The sequence below is a fragment of the Mesorhizobium sp. P160927 genome, from assembly GCF_057766385.1.
Genome location: NZ_JBYMDW010000001.1, coordinates 4630065 through 4649442, shown reverse-complemented (window position 1 = coordinate 4649442; position 19378 = coordinate 4630065). Strand labels below are relative to the sequence as shown.

Genomic DNA, 19378 nt, shown 5'->3' with positions numbered 1-19378 from the left:
CAAAAATCAAACAGGACGAGCGTCCTGTTTGGACAGGAACCCGGGGGATCCCCAATGCTGAGTGGACTAGAGGCGGCTTTCTTCTACCTCTTCGCCTTTGTCGCCGTGGCGTCGGCGTTCATGGTCATTTCGTCGCGCAACCCCGTGCATTCGGTGCTGTTCCTGATCCTGACCTTCTTCAACGCCGCCGGCCTGTTCATGCTGACCGGCGCCGAGTTCCTGGCGATGATCCTGCTCGTCGTCTATGTCGGCGCGGTCATGGTGCTGTTCCTGTTCGTCGTCATGATGCTTGACGTCGATTTTGCCGAACTGAAGAGCGGCGCCCTGCAATACGCGCCGATCGGCGCGCTGGTCGGGCTGATCCTGGCGGCGGAGCTGATCGTGGTGCTGGGCGGCTACACCTTCGCGCCGAAGCTCGCCTCGACGGTCGCAAAGCCCATCCCGGATCTCGCCGCGCGCTCGAACACGGCGGCGCTCGGCGACATCCTCTATACCGACTACCTCTACTACTTCCAGATTTCGGGCCTCATCCTGCTGGTCGCCATGATCGGCGCCATCGTCTTGACGCTGCGCCACAAGGAAGGGGTCAAGCGGCAGTCGATCGCAGCCCAGGTCGGCCGCACCGCGGCGACCGGCATGGAAATCCGCAAGGTCAAGTCGGGCGAAGGAGTTTGAGATGGTCGTCGGCATCGCACACTATCTGACCGTATCGGCGATCCTGTTCACGCTCGGCGTGTTCGGCATCTTTCTCAACCGCCGCAACATCATCGTCATCCTGATGTCGGTCGAACTGATCCTTCTGGCGGTCAACATCAATTTCGTCGCCTTTTCGGCGGCGCTCGGCGATCTGGTCGGCCAGGTGTTCGCGCTGTTCGTGCTGACGGTCGCGGCGGCTGAAGCCGCCATCGGGCTTGCCATTCTCGTCGTCTTCTTCCGCAACCGGGGCTCGATCGCGGTCGAAGACGTGAACATGATGAAGGGTTGACGGGGCGACTATGTATCAAGCGATCGTCTTCCTTCCGCTGCTCGGCTTCCTGATCGTCGGCCTGTTCGGCAATGCGCTCGGTGCCAAGGCATCCGAATACATCACCTCCGGCTTCCTGGTGATCGCGGCCGTGCTGTCATGGGTCGCCTTCTTTTCCGTCGGCTTCGGCCATGGCGAGGTGTTCACGGTGCCGGTGCTGCACTGGATCCAGTCCGGCGGGCTGGACGTCTCCTGGGCACTTAGGATCGACACGCTGACAGTGGTGATGCTGGTGGTGGTCAACACGGTGTCGGCGCTGGTTCACGTCTATTCGATCGGCTACATGCACCACGATCCGAACCGGCCGCGCTTCTTCGCGTATCTGTCGCTGTTCACCTTCGCCATGCTGATGTTGGTGACGGCCGACAACCTCGTGCAGATGTTCTTCGGCTGGGAAGGGGTGGGCCTGGCGTCCTACCTGCTGATCGGGTTCTGGTACAAGAAGCCGTCGGCCAATGCCGCGGCAATCAAGGCCTTCGTCGTCAACCGAGTCGGCGATTTCGGCTTCGCGCTCGGCATTTTCGGCGTCTTCGTGCTGTTCGGCTCGGTCAATCTCGGCACCATCTTCGCCAATGCGGCGACGTTCATCCCGGCCGAAGGCGCGCCGCAGGGTGCCGCCGTGCTCACCTTCCTCGGCCATGCGCTCGACAAGCAGGCGGCAATGACCGTCGTCTGCCTGCTGCTGTTCATGGGTGCCATGGGCAAGTCGGCGCAGGTGCCGCTGCACACCTGGCTGCCGGACGCCATGGAAGGCCCGACCCCGGTGTCGGCGCTGATCCATGCCGCCACCATGGTGACGGCCGGCGTGTTCATGCTGGCGCGGCTTTCGCCGCTATTCGAATTGTCGCACTCGGCGCTGACGGTGGTCACCTTCATCGGCGCCTTCACCGCCTTCTTCGCGGCGACCGTCGGCCTGGTCCAGAACGACATCAAGCGCGTCATCGCCTATTCGACCTGCTCGCAGCTCGGCTACATGTTCGTGGCGCTCGGCGTCGGCGCCTATGGCGCGGCGATCTTCCATTTGTTCACGCACGCCTTCTTCAAGGCGCTGCTGTTCCTCGGCTCCGGCTCGGTCATCCACGCCGTCTCCGACGAGCAGGACATGCGCAAGATGGGCGGCTTGAGGAAGCTGATCCCGACCACCTACTGGATGATGGTGATCGGCACGCTGGCGCTAACCGGCGTCGGCATTCCGGTGACCGTCATCGGCACCGCCGGCTTCTTCTCCAAGGACGCCATCATCGAGGCCTCCTTCGCCGGCCATAATTCGGTCGCCGGCCTGGCCTTCATCCTGCTGGTCATCGCCGCCTGCTTCACCTCCTTCTATTCGTGGCGGCTGATCTTCATGACCTTCCATGGCAAGCCGCGGGCAAGCCACGAGGTGATGCACCACGTCCATGAATCGCCGCCGGTGATGCTGGTGCCGCTGTTCATCCTGGCGGCTGGGGCGCTGTTTGCCGGCATCATCTTCCACAATTCCTTTATCGGCGAAGGCTATGCCGAGTTCTGGAAGGCGTCGCTGTTCACGCTGCCGGACAACCATATCCTGCACGAGATCCACGAACTGCCGCTGTGGGTGGAGCTCTCGCCCTTCATTGCCATGCTGATCGGTTTCGCTCTGGCCTGGAAGTTCTACATCCGCTCGCCGGAGATGCCGGTCAATCTAGCCGCCCAGCATCGCGGGCTTTACGCCTTCCTGCTCAACAAGTGGTATTTCGACGAGCTTTACGACTTCCTGTTCGTTCGCCCGGCCAAGCGTCTCGGTCACTTCCTGTGGAAGACCGGTGATGGGACCATCATCGATGGACTCGGGCCTGACGGCATTTCGGCGCGCGTCGTCGACGTCACCAACCGCGTCGTCAAGCTGCAGACCGGCTATCTCTACCACTACGCCTTCGCCATGCTGATCGGCGTTGCCGCACTCGTCACCTGGATGATGCTCTGATGACCGCCTGGCCAATCCTCTCGCTGGTCACCTTCCTGCCTCTGGTTGGTGTGCTGCTGATCCTGTTCATCAACGATGACAGCGAAAACGCGCGCCGCAACATTCGGGCCATTGCGTTCATAACCACGGCATTCACCTTCCTGGTGTCGCTGTTCATCTGGACCGGCTTCGACAATTCGCAGGCCGGATTCCAGTTCGTCGAAAAAGTCGCCTGGCTCGATTCCGGCATTTCCTACCATATGGGCGTCGACGGCATTTCCATGCTGTTCGTCATCCTGACGACCTTCCTGATGCCGCTTTGCATCCTGGCGTCGTGGGAAGCGATCGAGAAGCGCGTCAAGGCCTACATGATCGCCTTCCTGCTTCTGGAAACGCTGATGATCGGCGTGTTCTGCGCGCTGGACATCGTGCTGTTCTATGTCTTCTTCGAAGCCGGCCTGATCCCGATGTTCATCATTATCGGCGTGTGGGGCGGCAAGCGGCGCGTCTACGCCTCGTTCAAGTTCTTCCTCTATACGCTGGCCGGCTCGGTGCTGATGCTGCTCGCCATCATGGCGATGTTCTTCCAGTCCGGCACCACCGACATCCCGACGCTTCTCACGCACAGCTTCCCGGCCAACATGCAGACCTGGCTGTGGCTTGCCTTCTTCGCCTCCTTCGCGGTGAAGATGCCGATGTGGCCGGTGCACACCTGGCTGCCCGACGCGCACGTCGAGGCGCCGACGGCGGGCTCCGTCATCCTGGCCGGCATCCTGCTGAAAATGGGCGGATACGGCTTCCTGCGCTTCTCCTTGCCGATGTTCCCGCTCGCGTCGGAAATGTTCGCGCCGCTGGTGTTCACGCTGTCGGTCGTCGCCATCATCTACACCTCGCTGGTGGCGCTGATGCAGGAGGATATGAAGAAGCTGATCGCCTATTCGTCGGTCGCCCACATGGGCTTCGTCACCATGGGTATCTTTGCCATGAACCAGGAAGGCGTGCAGGGCGCCATCTTCCAGATGCTCAGCCACGGCCTGGTGTCAGGCGCGCTGTTCCTGTGCGTCGGCGTCATCTATGACCGCATGCATACGCGTGAGATCGCCGCCTATGGCGGGCTCGTCAACAACATGCCGAAATACGCCACCGTGTTCCTGATCTTCACCATGGCCAATGTCGGCCTGCCGGGCACGTCAGGTTTCGTCGGCGAGTTCCTGACCATGCTTGGCGTGTTCCGGGTCAACACCTGGGTGGCGTTCTTCGCCGCGACCGGCGTCATCCTGTCGGCGGCTTACGCGCTTTGGCTCTACCGAAGGGTGATCTTCGGCGCGCTGACCAAGGACAGCCTGAAGGGGCTGCTCGACCTGTCGACCCGCGAGAAGGCGATCATCTATCCGCTGGTCGTGCTGGTCATCTTCTTCGGCGTCTATCCCGCCCCCGTCTTCGACGCGACGGCCCAGTCGGTCAAGTCGCTCGTCACCAATGTCACTGCATCCATCGGCGCCGCGCAGACCGCGGCGGCCAACTGACCCAGGGGGTTTTGCGAACCATGACGCCGGACCTTCTCTCCAGCCTGTCGCTCTCGACGCCCGAGCTGATCCTTGCCATCGGCGCGCTCGCGCTGCTGATGGTCGGGGCCTATTCGCGTTCCAACACCGCCAACACGGTGACCGGCCTTGCCGTCGCCGTGCTGGTGATCGCAGGCGCCTGGCTGATCTTCCACCCAGGGCAGGGCAGCGCCTATGGCAATGCCTTCATCCAGGATTTCTTCGCCCGCTTCATGAAGGTGCTGGCGCTGATCGGCTCGGCGGTGACGCTGATCATGTCGATGCGCTTTGCCAAGGCGGAGCGTTTCGACAAGTTCGAATATCCGGTGCTGATCCTGCTTTGCACGCTCGGCATGATGCTGATGATCTCGGCCAACGGCATGATCGGGCTCTATCTCGGCCTCGAACTGCAGTCGCTTGCGATCTATGTGCTGGCGGCGATCAATCGCGACAATCTGCGTTCGACCGAAGCCGGTCTGAAATATTTCGTCCTCGGGGCGCTGTCGTCTGGCATGCTGCTCTACGGCATCAGCCTGGTCTATGGTTACACCGGAAACACCGGCTTCCAGGAGATCGCCACCGCGCTTGGCGGCGGCGAGCGCCAGCTTGGCCTCGTCTTCGGCCTGGTTTTCGTGTTGGCCGGGCTTGCCTTCAAGATCTCGGCGGTGCCGTTCCACATGTGGACGCCAGACGTCTATGAGGGCGCACCGACACCAGTGACGGCCTTCCTGGCGGCAGCGCCGAAAATGGCGGCGATGGCGCTGATCGTGCGCGTCACCATGGGCGCGTTCAAGCCGATCGCTTCCGACTGGCAGCAGATCATCGTCTTCATCTCGATCGCCTCGATGGCGCTTGGCTCCTTCGCCGCGATCGGTCAGACCAATATCAAGCGGCTGATGGCCTATTCCTCGATCGGCCATATGGGCTACGCGCTGGTCGGCCTTGCCGCCAACAGCCAGGCCGGCGTGCGCGGCGTCGCCATCTACATGCTGATCTACCTGGTAATGACGCTAGGCACCTTTGCCTTCATCCTCGCCATGCGGCGCAAGGAAGGCAATGTCGAGCAGATCAGCGATCTCGCCGGCCTCTCGTCGACCAACCCTGTCATGGCGACGATCCTGACCATCCTGATGTTCTCGCTGGCCGGCATTCCGCCGCTCGCCGGCTTCTGGGGGAAGTGGTACGTCTTCCTCGCCGCCATCAACGCCAATCTCTATGCGCTGGCAATCATCGGCGTGCTGGCTTCCGTGGTTGGCGCTTACTACTACCTGCGCATCATCAAGATCATGTGGTTCGATGAGCCGGTCGGCGGCTTCGTGCCGATGGCCAGCGAGTTGCGTGTCGTGCTCGGCGTCAGTGGCGCCTTCGTGCTGTTCTACGTGCTGATCGGCGGGCCGATCGGCACCTATGCCGAAGCCGCCGCCAAGACATTTTTCTGACGGGATGGCATTTCGGCTGGCTCCAACCTCGGCGTCGGAAGGGTTCCGGCTCGAGGCGCATGACAGTGTCGGCTCCACCAACGCGTTGGCGCTGGACCATGCCCGGGCGGGCGACCCAGGCAAGCTCTGGGTCGTTTCCAAGAAGCAGGAAAGCGGGCGCGGCCGGCGTGGCCGTGCCTGGGCAACGCCAGAAGGCAATCTGGCGGCGACGCTGCTCCTCATCACCGGCGGGGAACTGCGCCTTGCCGCAACGCTCGGCTTCGTCGCGGGGCTCGCGCTGGCCGACGCGCTCGACGCGGTGGTGCCGAAGGGCCGCATCGCGATAGGCCTCGACGGAGCGAGCCAGGGACAGAACCGCTTCGAGCTGAAATGGCCGAACGATGTGCTCGCCTCCGGCGCCAAGCTGGCCGGCATCCTGCTGGAGTCGGCGATGCTTGACGGTAGCCGCTTCGCGGTGGCGGTGGGCATCGGGGTCAATGTGGTGGCGCACCCGCGGGATTTGCCTTATCCCGCGACATCGCTTCATGCGTTGGGCGCGGCTTGCGATGCCGAAACGCTGTTCCTGGCGCTGTCGGATGCCTGGAGCGAGAATGCCCGCCTGTGGGACGAAGGACGTGGCCTTGCCGCCATCAGGAAGCGTTGGCTGGCCCGCGCGGCCGGCCTTGGCGGCGAGGTTGCTGTCAGAATTGACGGTAATGTGGTGCGTGGCGTGTTCGAGACCATTGACGAGGACTGCCGTTTCGTGATCCGCGACGATGAGGGGTCTGTCCTGACGGTCGCCGCCGGCGATGTGCATTTCGGCGCGGTGGCGTCCGCGCGGATATAATTTGTTTTTGAGCGATTCCGGACGGAAAACCGGTAGGCACTTGCTGGAATTGCTTTAACGGCTTGGCCTGAGGGTCAGGAAGGAAAAAATCATGGCGAAAGCGGACAACGCCGAACTCGTCTTCGTGCCGCTCGGCGGCGTCGGCGAGATCGGCATGAACTTCGCCCTCTACGGCTACGGCCCGCCGAGCGCGCGCGAATGGATCGTCATCGATGTCGGCGTTACCTTTCCCGACGCGGCGCATCCAGGCGTCGACCTGATCCTGCCCGACACGCGCTTCATAGAGGAGAACCTCGCCGATCTGCGCGGCATCATCATCACCCACGCGCATGAGGACCACTACGGCGCGCTGCTCGACATCTGGCCGAAGCTGAAGGCGCCGGTCTGGATGACGCCGTTCAGCGCCGGGCTGCTGGAAGCCAAGCGTCAGGGCGTGCAGGGCGCGCCGAAGATCCCGCTGACGATCTACCGGGCGGGCGAAAAGTTCACGGTCGGTCCCTTCGAGATAGAAGCCATTCCGGTGGCACACTCCATTCCCGAACCCATGTCGCTGGCGATCACCTCGCCGGCCGGCACCGTCATCCATACCGGCGACTGGAAGATCGATCCGGAGCCGACAATCGGTCCCAAGACCGACGAGGCGCGGTTCCGCGCCTATGGCGACAAAGCCGTGCTGGCGCTGATCTGCGATTCGACCAATGCGCTGCGCGAAGGCGAGTCGCCTTCGGAAGTGGCCGTGGGCGAGGGGCTGAAAGGCGTGATCCAGGCCGCCAAGGGCCGCGTCGCCGTCACCACCTTCTCCTCCAATGTCGGACGCATCGTTTCCATCGCCAGGGCAGCGCGCGATGCCGGCCGCCAGTGCCTTGTGCTAGGGCGCTCGTTGAAGCGCGTCATCGATGTGGCCGGCGAGCTTGGCTACATGGACGGCCTGCCGGAGTTCATCGCCGAGGAGGATTTCGGCTTCATCCCACGCGAGAACCTGGTCATCATCTGCACCGGCAGCCAGGGCGAGCCGTTGGCGGCACTTGCCAAGCTGTCGCGCGACGAAATGAAATCGGTGTCGCTGACGGCGGGCGACACGGTGGTGTTTTCCTCGCGCACCATTCCCGGCAACGAGAAGGGGATCCTCGAGATCAAGAACCGCCTCATCGATCTCGGCATCAAGATAATCGAGGACGGCGATGCTCTGGTGCACGTCTCCGGCCACCCGCGGCGCAGTGAACTGCGCAAGATGTATGAATGGGTGCGCCCGCGGATCGGCGTTCCCGTGCATGGCGAGGCCGCGCATCTGGTGGCGCAGGGCTCGCTGATGTCGACCTCCGGCATCGGCCAGGTGGCGCAAGTGCGAGACGGCGACATGCTGCGGCTCGCTCCTGGTCCCGCCACGATCATCGACCAGGTGCCGTTCGGCCGCGTCTACAAGGACGGCAATCTGATCGGCAGCGATCAGGCGATGGGTATTCGCGACAGGCGCAAGCTGTCGTTTGCCGGTCATGTCGCGGTCAATGTCGTGCTTGATGACAAGTACGAACTGGCCGGCGATCCCGATCTGGTCGCCATTGGCGTCGCCGAAACCGATGCCCGTGGCGAGACGCTCGAGGACCTGATGATCGATGCGGCCGTCGGTGCGGTCGATTCGATCCCCCGCCAGCGCCGCAAGGACCTCGACCTGGTGCAGGAGGCGGTGCGGCGCGCGGTGCGCGGCGCGGCTAATGAAGCCTGGGGCAAGAAACCGCTGGTGACGGTTTTCGTCACCCGGTGACGGAGGCGGGGGCTCGGATGTCCAGCTGATAGCTGACCGGAATCCAGCGAAAGGAATGGTCTGTCCGCTCGACATAAGCCCAGGCCCGGAAACGGCATGCGGTGGCCGGCGACGAGCAGGTGCCGTTCGGCAGCCATGCTGAGCAGCCGCTTTTGCGGGCCTCGATTGCCTTTTCCTTGTCGTCGTCGAAATCGGCATGCCACCGAGGACGCTGGATCGACACGACATAATGCAGGAAAGCGTCCGACCAGATCAGCAATTGCTGTCCGTCGCTTTCGAACCGGTATCGATCAGCATCGGGATGAAGCAATGCTCGTAGCGATCCTGGTCGATGAAGTTCGAGACCGCGAGTTCGAGCACGGCCGCCGGCGGCTGTCCGGCCGCGAATACCGATGCAAGCCCGTCTCTGACATCGACGGCATCGAGCAGAGCGGCAATTTTGAACGACCCGAGATCGAAGGTGAAAACGCGGGGGCGGGTGGGCTGGTTCCGGACATTGGCCTTTGTCCTTTGTGGCTGCCGGTCGCGACAGGTGCGACAGTGCGCTCCTCGCGAAAGGCTGTTGATCTCGGCTGATTTGACGTATGACGCCAGTCGTTGGACCTGGGAGAAAAAGCTCGGACATGCTCGGACGGCTGAACCATGTCGCGCTTGCGGTGCCGGATTTGACCGCCGCCGTTGCAGCTTACCGCAACACGCTCGGCGCCGAAGTGACCGAGCCGCAGGCGTTGCCGGAGCATGGCGTCACCGTGGTGTTCGTCGATGTCGGCAACACCAAGATCGAGTTGCTGGAGCCGCTTGGCGAGGGCTCGCCAATCGCGGCATTCCTCGAGAAGAACCCGTCCGGCGGCATGCATCATCTCTGCTACGAGGTCGACGACATCCTGGCCGCGCGCGACCATCTCAGGGCCGCCGGTGCCCGGGTGCTTGGCGACGGCAATCCCAAGCCAGGCGCGCACGGCAAGCCGGTGTTGTTCCTACATCCGAAGGATTTCTTCGGCACGCTGATCGAACTGGAGCAATCATGAACTGGGTCTCGTTCACCGCGCTGTTTTTCGCGACCTGGTGGGTGGTGCTGTTTGCCGTTCTGCCGTTCAGTGTCAGAACGCAGGACGACGATCACGACGTGACGCTGGGCACGGTGCCGAGCGCGCCGCGCGGCCCGCATATGCTGCGTGCCGTGATCCGCACCACCATCGCAACGGCGGTCCTGATGGGCATTTTCTACGGCCTGACGCACGGGCTGGGATATAGCCTCAACGACATCCCGCACATCGTGCCGGATTTCAGTCCGACCCCAGGGAAATAGACGTCGCGGCAAGGGTGCTCCGATAAGATCGGAGTGCCGCGGACGGAATTAAGATGCCGCCCTGTCTGCCGGCCGCTGGCTGATGACGCAACGTCATGTAGCCTGCCAATCTGCGGCGCTAACCAGATGATTGCACAAAAAAAATGCAAGGCACAAGGCCTTGCAATTAAACGCGTCCGATCTGTTTCCGGTATCCGGCGGCAGCGAGTAACCGCGCCTAGATCGCATCCTCCCAAGACTTTGACCGCGTAGGAGAGCAGATTTTTTTCTGCCCTCTCGGTTATCGGGGCACATTAGCCCAACGGAAATGAAAATGTCACGAAGAATTTTGCCTTGAATCGGGCATTCTCGTGCTGCACTGCACAATAGTGCGGCAGGCTTTGCTTTTGAAACGTCCAGTCAGGGTCGACAGAGCCTTTGCGGCATGTTCGCAATTGACGCGCGCAAAGAATTGACGGCCAAACCCGAAGAGGTTCGGTGCGTTCCATTGTCGGCGCGGGTCGATCCGGAAGCGAGGGATTCCGGCCCTGAAGGGGCTGGCGTGGTTGGATCGCCGGGTTTCCATTCGGTCATGAAATCGCTATGAAGCCGGGGCAAGCAAGCCTGCGCCGCGCCGATTCTGGCGTGGCCATTCTCATTCACGGACCTGTTCATGCGTTTGTCGCGCTATTTCCTGCCTATCCTCAAAGAGAACCCGCGCGAGGCCGAAATCGTCTCGCATCGGCTGATGCTGCGCGCCGGCATGATCCGCCAGCAGGGGCAAGGCAGTTTTTCCTGGCTGCCGCTGGGCAAACGGGTGCTGGACAAGGTCTGCAAGATCATCCGCGAGGAGCAGAACCGCGCCGGTGCGCTTGAGATCCTGATGCCGACCATCCAGTCGGCCGATCTGTGGCGCGAGAGCGGCCGTTACAACGACTACGGCAAGGAGATGCTGCGCATCAAGGACCGGCAGGATCGCGACATGCTCTACGGTCCGACCAACGAGGAAATGGTCACCGAGATATTTCGCGCCTACGTCAAATCCTACAAGGACCTGCCGCTCAATCTCTACCATATACAGTGGAAGTTCCGTGACGAGGTGCGACCGCGCTTTGGCGTCATGCGCTCGCGCGAATTCCTGATGAAGGACGCCTATTCCTTCGATCTCGACTTCGAAGGCGCGAGAGCCGCCTACAACAGGATGTTCGTGTCCTATCTCAGGACCTTCACGCGCATGGGCCTGCAGGCCATTCCGATGCGGGCCGACACCGGCCCGATCGGCGGAGATCTTAGCCACGAATTCATCATCCTGGCCGACACTGGTGAAAGCCAGGTCTTCTGCCACCGCGATTACCTGTCGCTTGCCGTGCCCGGCGCGAACACGGACTTCGCCAATGACGGCGAGATATCAGATATCGTCAAGACCTGGACGACGCCTTACGCCGCCACCGACGAGATGCATGACGAGGCGGCCTGGGAGAAGGTTCCGACAGGCGACCGGGTCTCGGCGCGCGGCATCGAAGTCGGCCATATCTTCCACTTCGGCGAGAAATATTCGAAGCCGATGGGCGCCAAGGTGACGGGGCCCGACGGCAAGGATCATTTCGCCTCGGGCGGCTCCTACGGCATCGGCCCGTCGCGGCTGGTCGCGGCGATCATCGAGGCCAGCCATGACGAGAACGGCATCATCTGGCCGGAAGCGGTGGCGCCGTTCGATATCGGCCTGATCAACATGAAGGCGGGCGATGCCGACTGCGATCGCGTCTGCGACGAACTCAACGCCGCCTTCACCGCCGCCGGCAAGGATGTGCTCTATGACGACACCGACCAGCGGCCGGGCGGCAAATTCGCCACCGCCGACCTGATCGGCCTGCCCTGGCAAGTGATCGTCGGGCCGCGCGGCGTCGCCGCCGGCGAGGTCGAGATCAAGAATCGCAAGACCGGCGAGCGCGTGACGCTGCCGATCGCCGACGCGGCAAAGCGCTTCGGTGCCGCCGCATGAGCGAGGCAGCGGCAGCGAGGTCGGCCGGCGCCGGCCCTTTTTCCATCTTCGAGCGCACGGTCGCCTGGCGCTATTTGCGTTCGCGGCGCAAGGAGACGGTGATCTCGGTGATCGCCTCGATTTCTTTTCTTGGCATCATGCTGGGCGTTGCCACGCTGATCGTGGTCATGGCGGTGATGAACGGATTCCGCGCCGAGCTTTTGACGCGCATCCTCGGCGTCAACGGCCATCTGATCGTGCAGCCGCTCGATTCGCCGCTTGAGGACTATGCCCAGGTCGCCAGCCGCATCAACGGCGTACCCGGGGTCAAATACGCCATCCCGCTGATCGACGGCCAGGTGCTGGCGCAAGGCAATGTCGGCGGCGGCACTGGCGCGCTGGTGCGCGGCATCCGGGGTGAAGATCTCGGCAAGATCGCCATCGTGGCCAGCAACATCAAGCAAGGCACGCTCGCCGATTTCGATACCGGCGAGGGCGTCGCCATCGGCAAGCGCATGGCCGAGAATCTCGGCCTGACGCTCGGCGACACCATTACCTTGATCTCGCCGGACGGGGATGTGACGCCGCTCGGCACCACGCCGCGCATGAAGGGCTACAAGATCGCGGCGATCTTCGAGGTCGGCATGTCTGAATATGACACGTCGATCGTCTACATGCCGTTCTCCGAAGCGCAGCTCTACTTCAACATGGACGGTCGCGCGCAGACGATCGAGATCTATGTCGACAATCCCGATGATGTCGACGCGCTGAAACCCAAGGTGGAAGCGGCGGCGCAGCGGCCGATCGACATGATCGACTGGCGCCAGCGCAACGAGACCTTCTTTTCGGCTCTGCAGGTCGAACGCAACGTCATGTTCATGATCCTGACGCTGATCGTGCTGGTGGCGGCACTCAACATCATTTCCGGACTGATCATGCTGGTGAAGGACAAGGGGCATGACATCGCCATCCTGCGCACCATGGGCGCCTCGCGCGGCGCCATCCTGCGCATCTTCCTGATGACGGGGGCGGCGATCGGCGTGACGGGGACGCTCGCCGGCGTGCTGCTCGGCGTCGTGATCTGCACCAACATCGAATCGATACGCCAGTTCTTCTCCTGGATGACAGGCAAGGTGCTGTTCAACCCGGAGCTCTATTTCCTCAGCCAGTTGCCGGCCAAGATGGATCCGCGCGAGACGACCTATGTCATCATCATGGCGCTTGCGCTGTCCTTCCTGGCCACGGTGTTTCCGGCATGGCGGGCGGCCCGCCTCGATCCGGTCGAAGCCTTGAGGTACGAGTAGTGGCCGAGGTCATTATCGAACTGAAGAGCGTCGAACGGCACTACGTTCAGGGGCCGCGCAAGCTCACCATCCTGAACGGCGCCGATTTCGCGCTGCGGCGCGGTGAAATGGTGGCGCTGGTGGCCCCGTCGGGCACCGGCAAATCGACGCTGCTGCATACGGCCGGGCTGCTGGAGCGGCCGGATGCCGGCGACGTGATCCTGTCCGGTCGCGCCTGTGGCCGGTTGTCCGACGACGAGCGCACCTCGATCCGCCGTAACGATGTCGGCTTCGTCTATCAGTTCCATCATTTGCTGCCGGAGTTTTCCGCGCTGGAAAACATCATGATGCCGCAGCTCATCAAGGGCCTGCCGCGCAAGGAGGCGTCCGAGCGCGCGGCGCAACTGCTCGACTACATGCAGATCGGCAAGCGTGCATCGCATCGGCCGTCCGAGCTGTCCGGCGGCGAGCAGCAGCGCGTCGCCATCGCGCGTGCGGTCGCCAATGCGCCGCTGGTGCTTTTGGCCGACGAGCCGACCGGCAACCTCGACCCGGTCACAGCCTCCTACGTGTTCGAGGCGCTGGAGGCGCTGGTGCGGCAATCGGGCCTCGCGGCACTGATCGCCACCCACAATCACGAGCTGGCATCGCGCATGGACCGGCGCGTCACGTTGGCCGACGGCAAGGTGGTGCCGCTTTAGGCTGTGCGTCAGGCATTGCGGACCTGCATGAAGCTCAACACATGCGGTTGTTTCGCGAGTGCCCGGAGCTGTAGTCTTCCCTACCTATTGATAGGCGTAGGCCAGTCAACCTTTTCTTAACCCTGCCAATCTGATCGCCCCGAAATTCTGGATGCGGTCGAATTCTGTTCGTTGACAAGGGGTATGGAGATAGCTCGGGAAATTAGCACGGTTAGCGAAGGGTTAACCGGCTCCCGGGCCCTCCTCAGATCACTCGCAACGAAAAGCATGGCAGCAATCCCCTACCTGAGACATTCCGAAGGGACTTTGAATTCCGACATGCGGCGGCCGGGCGCGTCTGAATACCAGGTGCCAGCCGGCTAGTGGTCAAAGTCTGACGTTTGGTACTGGAGCCGTAACCCCACGAACTCAGGTCGAACTCGGACGTTCTCGCCTTTGGGTGGCGATCAAATAGATTTTCAGTTTGTGGCAGAAAAGTTAGATCGCTTTCTACGGGACCATCTAAAAATGACACGTGGAATTCGCTTCTCCACCGCAGGCCAAAGGAATAGCCCGATGCCCACTTAAGTTTGCCTTTCTGGTTTCGCTTGCGATTGCCACCCCCGCATTGGCGGCGGTTCTTTCCCCCCAACCGATCCAGTCTGCGGCTTATAATTGGACCGGTGTCTACGTGGGCGCGCAGGCCGGGTACGTTTGGGGAAGTTCAACTTACGAGGGTGCGGGGTCTCCCGCTGACCAACCCTACATCAGCACCTCCGGCGATCCTAAAGGCGGCTTTGGCGGTGCATTCGCCGGCTTTAAAGTTCGATGGTAATTATGTCGTCGGTGTTGAAGCGGACATCAATTTCGCCGACTCCAAGTCGGACGATAATGCGTTTCCTGCGTTCCCTGGTGCCTTCGCAAGCAGTGATTTGCAATGGTTCGGATCGACACGCCTGCGCGCCGGCTACGCATTCGATCGTTTCTTGCCATATGTAACTGGCGGTGTCGCATTCGCTAAATACTCCGGCGCAACCAATTTTCTGGGTGGGTCAAGCGAGATCAGCGACACCAGGGTTGGCTGGACGCTCGGCGCTGGACTTGAATATGCCGTGACTGACAATTTGATTGGGCGCGTCGAATACCGCTATTCCGATTATAGCCGCGGATCGGTATCTCCGCCGTTCTCTTTCCCGACACAGCCTGTCGGGCTTGATCTGAAAACCAACGATGTTCGCGTTGGACTCAGCTACAAGTTCTGATTTTCGGACTGTGCCTCTTTCGTGGCCCCGCTTCGGCGGGGCTTTTTTGTTACCCGAACGGGCGCGTCGCGGGCGCAAATCACTACTTCTCATATCGGAGGAACACGGAGATCGATTTAGCTCTGTCGGCTAGGACGTAGACTCATTACCGCGTAGCCAGATGCGGATTGCAACGAGCTTGAGGGCGGCGAGATAGTTCTCGGCTAGCTTGTCGTAGCGGGTTGCGATGCGGCGGAACTGCTTGGCTTTATTGAAGAAGCGCTCGACGAAGTTGCGCGCCTTGTAGAGGAAAGGACTGAAGCAGATCGGGTCCTTGCGGTTGGCCTTGGGCGAGATGTTGGCCCATGCCTTTCGCTCGGTGATCACGGTGCGCAATGCGTTGGCATCATAACCCTTGTCGGCGAGAAGCATTGCCCCCTCCGGCAAATCCCTGATCAATCTCACCGCCTCAAGCTTGAACTCGCGGCTGAATTTCCTTCTCTGCATCCCAACTCTCCAGTTCCGTTAAACACCTTATCTCGGTGTCCACGAAACCAGCAGCAGGCCAAGGTTCGGGCTTGCCAATGCCCGTTCCTGGCCTCAATCTTGCCCCGAAGAGCCGGTCATCCGGTTGATGTCGGTTTAGGCAACCAGACCATAACGAGGATGGGTTTTGCCATGCTGAAACGCTACGCGTTCCTTGCTGCCTTGATCCTCATGAGCCTCTCGGCGTTCGACGCTCGCGCCGACCGAAGGGTTGCGCTCGTGATCGGCAATTCGCAATACCAGGAAATCCCGGCGCTCAAGAATCCGGACAAGGACGCTGAGGACGTTTCGAACACGTTCCGGCAGGCCGGCTTCGACGTGTTCGTCGCCAAGGACGTGACCAAGCTCCAATTCGAAGAGAAGTTCCGCAACTATCTGGCCGCCGCCGACGGCGCTGATCTCGCCGTCGTTTATTATTCCGGCCACGGCTTTCAGATCGGGGGCGAGAATTTCCTGATCCCGGTCGATGCGTCGTTGAAGGTTGCGGCCGACATGGAGGTGCAGACAATAAGGCTTAACGACGTGCTGCAACAATTGCGCACGAAGTCGGAGATTCAGGTGATCATCCTCGATGCTTGCCGCAACAATCCGTTCCCGCGCAAGGACTACTGGCTGCGCTCCCAATTGATCGTCTCCGACGGCACCGGGCTCGCGCAGGTAACAGGCTCGCAGAATGCGCTGATTGCGTTTGCCACCGAGCCCGGCGCTGTCGCTTATGACGGGTCCGGCGATCTCAGCCCCTTCTCATCCGCCTTTTCCCGCCGTGCGCTGGCGCCGAACCAGGAAATCGGTGCCGTCATGGCCGCCGTGCGCCGCGACGTGGTGAAGGCGACCAATGGCAGGCAGGTTCCGTGGGAGAACTCCTCGCTGATCGACGATGTCGTGCTGATGCGCGCGGCGGGGCAACCGGTGCAGCCGGCGCCCGACGCCCAGCAGAACCAGCAGGTGGCGGAGCGCGGAACCCTGGTCGCCACTGCCACCGAAGCTATCGAAAATCGCGACATCAGCGTCCCGGTCGGCGTCGGTCCGGTTGCGCTGAAGCTGGATTTTCCTGCCAAGGATGTTTCGATCAAACTCGCCGGCTATCCGGCAGTTGGAACGCTGTCCCTGCCGGATCGCGTCCTGTCGCCGCAGTCGAGTCTGATGGCCGCTGAAGTCGACCAATTGCGCTACGAGCCGCAGATCGGCTCGGCGGCTCCCGTCGAGATTGACTTTCAGATCCGCGCCGGCAACGCGTCGAAACGGGCGACGATGAAGCTGTCGCCGAGCGTCGACCTCTGCGACCAGGCTGCCGGCGAGCCGCTCGACCTGCAAGGCGTCGCCCCCGGCCGGTTACCTAACGAGATCGCAGACGGCGCGGTCGAGGCCTGCGAGGCTGCGGTGAAAGCCTATCCCGATGTCGCCCGCTTCCGTTACGAACTCGGGCGGGCGCTGCTCGTCGGCGGCAACATCGAGGAGGCCAGGAAGGCCATCCAGGAAGCGTCCGACAAGGGACACGTCCGCGCCGTCTACGAACTCGGCTACCTCGCCTCCTCGGGAGTAGGGATGCCCGTGGAGGCCACGCAAGCGAATGGTTTCTATTCGCAAGCGTCCGACAGGGGCGATCCCTACGCCATGAGCGCGTGGGGCCGCGCCCTGTTCAATGGCGTCGGCGTCCAGCGCGATACCGGCAAGGGGCTTGACCTCATGCTCAAGGCAGCAGCGATGGGGTATATCAACGCCATGAATGATCTTGCGATGATCTTCAAGGAAGGTCGCAATGGCGTGCCCGCCGATCCGGTTCGTGCCTTGGCTTTCCTCAAGGCCGGCATCGAGCGGCAAGAGGCTTATTCGATGGGCATACTCGGTCTTTTGCCCAAACGAAGCACGCTGGCGGTCGCGGTGTGCACGCCCAAGGTGGTGACGAAAGTCATCACGAAGATAAAGGTGATCCGTACACCTGCGCCAAAAGTGCCGCCGCCGAAGATCGTTACGCCAAAGGTCCCGATGGTGCCAGGGGAAACCGGACCATCGCCCTGGCGTGGCACTGGCGGCGACCACGACACCAACAGTGGCAACAGTGGCAACAGTGGCAACAGTGACAACAGTGGCTGATGGCGACTGCGACGCCATGGTCGCACCGTCAGGACAGGTAGCGTCGAACCCATCATTCCGCAGCCGCCTGAACGCCGGCATCGACCTACTTGTCGGTGACGATCTTGACCTTGTCGCCGGCCGAAACCGCAGCCCGACCGAGAACGGCGAGGTTTTGTCCTCGCTGAGGGCTGCGCCGCCAGTTAACCCTTCACTAACCGTGCTAATTTCCCGACTTATCTCCATACCCCTCTGTTTGTTGACAATGGAACAAAATTAGAACAAATTAGAAACATATCCACAACAGGAGAGAGTTATGACCGATCTGGTTCAGGATGTCATCTCGCTGGTTTGCATGAGCGCGTTTCTTGTCTCCATGGCGATCTGGATCGGAGCCATGTGATCTGGCGGCGTCGGCCCTCGCTGTTTCTCGATGGCCAATGCCACCCCGCCGTTAAGCTTTTCTTGCCGCCGCGACGTTAGGGTGCGGCTCCAAGGCAGGGAGCAACGTCCAGGTGTCGCCCATCGTCACGGCCATTCTCGTGGCCAGCAATCTAGGGCTGATCTTTATCCTGATGACCGTGCCGCTTGGTTTGCGCACAGTCCGGTCGAGCCGCATCGTGGCGATGGACCGGCAGCGCCTGTGGCAGGCGCTGTGGCCGCTCGGCAGCGATGCTGGCTGGTCCGGCGATATCCTGTCGGCGCAGCCGCTGGACGAAGAGGGCGTCGCCCGTATCACGCTGTCTTGGGAAGGCCGCGATGGCAAGCCGATAGAGCGCAGGGCACGGTTTGAAGATGTCGTCGAGGGCAGCCGCTTCTCGATGCGGGTGATCGAGGACACCGCGCTCGATGGCTCGTTCTGGAAGGACTATGGCGAGACCGCCGAACTGGTTTCGGAGGGCAGCGGCACGCGCGTGACGCTCAGCCGGACCGACCGGTACCGTGGCGTGGCTTTCCTGGTGTTTCGCTATTTCGCCATGCGCCGCGAGCTCTCCAAGCTGCAGCGTTGGGCAAGAACCGGGCAGTATCGCAAGGGTGGCTGGTTCGAGCATCCGCTGAGCCAGGTCGGCTTTGCCGTACTGTCGGCATTGATGCTGTGGCCGTTCTTCGGCCTTCACCTCGGCGGGCTGGCGCTGGCCGCGATCCTGACATCGGTGGTGGCGCTGCACGAACTCGGCCACATGGCGGCGTTCCGGCTGACGGGCCATCGCAGGGCGCGGATGATCTTCATCCCGCTGCTTGGCGGCATCGCCATTGGCGGCCGGCCCTATAACAGCCGTTTCGAAGTGGCCTTCGTGGCGTTGATGGGGGCGGGGTTCTCCGCCTTCCTGGTGCCGATCGTCATCGCCGCCAGCGTGCTTGCCGGCGGCGAGGGTCACAAGGCGGCTGCCGCGCTGCTCGCCGCGCTCGCAGGCTGCGCCGCGCTGTTCAACATCGCCAATCTGGTGCCGGTGTGGAAGTTCGACGGCGGCCAGGTGCTGCGCCAGATCTGCCCGGGGCCGGTCGTCCTGGCGCTGGCGTCCTTCTCGCTCCTTTCGGCCTTTCTGGCGCTTGGCTGGCGGGCCGGTTTTTCCCTGGGCTTCCTGCTCGCGGCCGGTGCGGTCTTTTCGATCCTCAGCCTGCTCACCGTCGGCAGCGGGGTGAAGCCACGCCACGAACTGGAGCCGATCGGTACTGTCGACCGTTTGGTCATCGCCGGGGCCTTGCTGGCGGTGTTCGCCATCCATGGCTGCGGCGTGCTGTGGGCGTCAGGGCAACTTCTCTGAA

At 62.2% G+C, this 19378-nt stretch carries 17 protein-coding genes and 1 pseudogene; 16 read left to right on the top strand and 2 right to left on the bottom strand.

Annotation, left to right across the window (positions count from 1 at the left end):
• The first annotated feature begins 54 nt into the window (after positions 1–54).
• From AC3CB8_RS22675 to AC3CB8_RS22645, 7 genes are all read left to right on the top strand, one after another.
• Positions 55–675, top strand: coding sequence for an NADH-quinone oxidoreductase subunit J (locus AC3CB8_RS22675; protein WP_023769784.1), 621 nt, complete (start codon positions 55–57; stop codon positions 673–675).
• A 1-nt stretch (position 676) separates the two neighbouring features.
• Positions 677–985 (top strand): NADH-quinone oxidoreductase subunit NuoK, encoded by a 309-nt coding sequence (gene nuoK, locus AC3CB8_RS22670; RefSeq protein WP_013894819.1) that lies wholly within the window; start codon positions 677–679, stop codon positions 983–985.
• A gap of 10 nt (positions 986–995) precedes the next feature.
• On the top strand, positions 996–2969 hold the full coding sequence (nuoL, locus tag AC3CB8_RS22665; RefSeq protein ID WP_023782630.1) for an NADH-quinone oxidoreductase subunit L: 1974 nt from the start codon (positions 996–998) through the stop codon (positions 2967–2969).
• Entirely contained in the window at positions 2969–4474 is a 1506-nt protein-coding gene (locus tag AC3CB8_RS22660; RefSeq protein ID WP_023769786.1) for an NADH-quinone oxidoreductase subunit M, read from the top strand. Before nuoL ends, AC3CB8_RS22660 begins: the two co-directional genes overlap by 1 nt.
• Before the next feature lie 20 nt (positions 4475–4494).
• Entirely contained in the window at positions 4495–5931 is a 1437-nt protein-coding gene (gene nuoN / locus AC3CB8_RS22655; protein ID WP_488377344.1) for an NADH-quinone oxidoreductase subunit NuoN, read from the top strand.
• A 4-nt stretch (positions 5932–5935) separates the two neighbouring features.
• Positions 5936–6757 carry a biotin--[acetyl-CoA-carboxylase] ligase gene (locus AC3CB8_RS22650; protein WP_023769788.1) on the top strand — a complete coding sequence of 274 codons (822 nt, stop codon included), beginning with the start codon at positions 5936–5938 and terminating at the stop codon, positions 6755–6757.
• A gap of 91 nt (positions 6758–6848) precedes the next feature.
• Positions 6849–8519 carry a ribonuclease J gene (locus AC3CB8_RS22645; RefSeq protein ID WP_023782629.1) on the top strand — a complete coding sequence of 557 codons (1671 nt, stop codon included), beginning with the start codon at positions 6849–6851 and terminating at the stop codon, positions 8517–8519.
• On the opposite strand, the gene AC3CB8_RS22640 is transcribed toward AC3CB8_RS22645, so the two are convergent.
• Entirely contained in the window at positions 8509–8829 is a 321-nt protein-coding gene (locus AC3CB8_RS22640) for a hypothetical protein (RefSeq protein ID WP_352566861.1), read from the bottom strand. The genes AC3CB8_RS22645 and AC3CB8_RS22640 overlap by 11 nt on opposite strands.
• Between AC3CB8_RS22640 and AC3CB8_RS22635 the strand changes: the two genes are divergently transcribed.
• The 7 genes from AC3CB8_RS22635 to AC3CB8_RS22605 all read left to right on the top strand — a co-directional run bounded on the left by AC3CB8_RS22635 (position 8829) and on the right by AC3CB8_RS22605 (position 15013).
• A complete protein-coding gene (locus tag AC3CB8_RS22635; RefSeq protein WP_352566863.1) occupies positions 8829–9095 on the top strand; it encodes a hypothetical protein in 267 nt (88 codons plus the stop codon). The two genes, AC3CB8_RS22640 and AC3CB8_RS22635, sit on opposite strands and share 1 nt — an antisense overlap.
• 47 nt (positions 9096–9142) lie before the next feature.
• The gene (gene mce, locus AC3CB8_RS22630; RefSeq protein ID WP_352551671.1) at positions 9143–9547 is read left to right on the top strand and encodes a methylmalonyl-CoA epimerase; all 405 of its coding nucleotides are present in this window, start codon (positions 9143–9145) and stop codon (positions 9545–9547) included.
• The gene (locus AC3CB8_RS22625; protein ID WP_352566865.1) at positions 9544–9828 is read left to right on the top strand and encodes a DUF1467 family protein; all 285 of its coding nucleotides are present in this window, start codon (positions 9544–9546) and stop codon (positions 9826–9828) included. The genes mce and AC3CB8_RS22625 overlap by 4 nt, the downstream gene beginning before the upstream one ends.
• 652 nt (positions 9829–10480) lie before the next feature.
• Positions 10481–11809, top strand: coding sequence for a proline--tRNA ligase (proS, locus tag AC3CB8_RS22620; RefSeq protein ID WP_352566867.1), 1329 nt, complete (start codon positions 10481–10483; stop codon positions 11807–11809).
• Positions 11806–13092, top strand: coding sequence for a lipoprotein-releasing ABC transporter permease subunit (locus tag AC3CB8_RS22615; RefSeq protein WP_352566869.1), 1287 nt, complete (start codon positions 11806–11808; stop codon positions 13090–13092). The genes proS and AC3CB8_RS22615 overlap by 4 nt, the downstream gene beginning before the upstream one ends.
• Positions 13044–13772, top strand: coding sequence for an ABC transporter ATP-binding protein (locus AC3CB8_RS22610; RefSeq protein ID WP_174361970.1), 729 nt, complete (start codon positions 13044–13046; stop codon positions 13770–13772). The genes AC3CB8_RS22615 and AC3CB8_RS22610 overlap by 49 nt, the downstream gene beginning before the upstream one ends.
• Positions 13773–14554: 782 nt before the next feature.
• Positions 14555–15013 (top strand): outer membrane protein, encoded by a 459-nt coding sequence (locus AC3CB8_RS22605; RefSeq protein WP_352566887.1) that lies wholly within the window; start codon positions 14555–14557, stop codon positions 15011–15013.
• A 129-nt stretch (positions 15014–15142) separates the two neighbouring features.
• Here AC3CB8_RS22605 and AC3CB8_RS22600 read toward each other — a convergent pair.
• A pseudogene (locus AC3CB8_RS22600) lies at positions 15143–15466 on the bottom strand (transposase); the annotation flags it as partial.
• Positions 15467–15670: 204 nt separating this feature from the next.
• On the opposite strand from AC3CB8_RS22600, the gene AC3CB8_RS22595 reads away from it, so the two are divergent.
• Together AC3CB8_RS22595 and AC3CB8_RS22590 are read left to right on the top strand one after the other, a co-directional pair.
• Positions 15671–17632 (top strand): caspase family protein, encoded by a 1962-nt coding sequence (locus AC3CB8_RS22595; RefSeq protein ID WP_352566871.1) that lies wholly within the window; start codon positions 15671–15673, stop codon positions 17630–17632.
• 494 nt (positions 17633–18126) lie between these two features.
• Positions 18127–19377: a site-2 protease family protein gene (locus tag AC3CB8_RS22590; RefSeq protein ID WP_352566873.1), complete on the top strand. Its 1251-nt coding sequence runs from the start codon at positions 18127–18129 to the stop codon at positions 19375–19377.
• Position 19378: the final 1 nt, after the last annotated feature.